Annotated in this window: 1 pseudogene; it reads right to left on the bottom strand. The window is 45.4% G+C overall.

The window, feature by feature from the left end:
- Nucleotides 1-93: 93 nt before the first annotated feature.
- A pseudogene (locus R7Q48_RS24780) lies at nt 94-1066 on the bottom strand (tetratricopeptide repeat protein); the annotation flags it as partial.

Below are 1066 nucleotides of genomic sequence, written 5' to 3'. Positions count from 1 at the left end.
GACTACGGTTAAGTCCATGTACTACTGACAATTATCTGATAATAACAAAAAACTTTATAGCGTCATTAGTTATTACGCTTAACCGATGGTTAATTATCCATTTTTTAATATTTTCTTGATGTCGTCCTCATTCTTGTAAGAGGAGTGGATCTTGATCAGGCCTTGGTTGATGGCGTGTTGGCAAGCGGTTCTTATGTTACCGGTTGCAAAGCTCGCTGCTGGCGCGTTGTCTATGGCTTTCAAAAATACCCAATGACTTTGTTTATCTTTGAGGCTAACTTCGCGTGCAATGTGCGTCGCAAGTAGCAGTAAATCGAGCAGCTCTTCGTCATTGATAGCGGTGTAAGCACGAGGCAAGAACGGGTAGTCGCTGATGCCCATACGAATGATGCGATTGACGTTATGCTGAGTCGCAAATTCGTCTACCCACGCTTGGAATTTTTCAAACATGACTTCGGCAGAGGCGTCGCGGTCGGCGTTAGGTTCGCTGTAGAGTAAGTTTGCATCCGAGAAGTGGTACAAACGTGCCGGTATTTCGATGCGCTCTGCTAGGTATTCTCCGAATGCGCGTTCTAATTCCAAGCCCGCTTTGTAACCATTTTGAACGTACATGCAGCGTAAGAACGGTAGGTCGATCATCACAAAACGTAGTCGGTCGTTGAGCGGTTCATGGATAAGTTCACCCATTTGCCACTGTTCAAAAGTGTCACGCGATTTTTTCAGTGAGCGAGACAACTTCACGTTCAGCATGCGCAGATTACGTAAGCGAGAGCGGGAATGGGTAAAGAGGTCGTTACGAAGTTTTTCGATTTCACCCGCTTGGCGCTGCATGATCACGCCGCGGCGCATAATGAACAAAAACATAACCAGAACGGTGATGAATAGGGCAAAGGAAATTTTCTGGAACTTACGATGTTCCATTTCCACCTGCTCTAGACGTTCTGATTGACCGACATAGTGAATGGTCTGTTCCGCAAACTCTTTTTGCTGACGGAACGCATCTTCACTAATTTGGTTGAGTTGTTTTTGCTCCAAACGCACTAAGCTGGTGTATTTTTTGTACGCT

This window comes from Vibrio sp. 378 (assembly GCF_033339435.1).
This window is presented reverse-complemented; position numbering and strand designations above follow the sequence as displayed.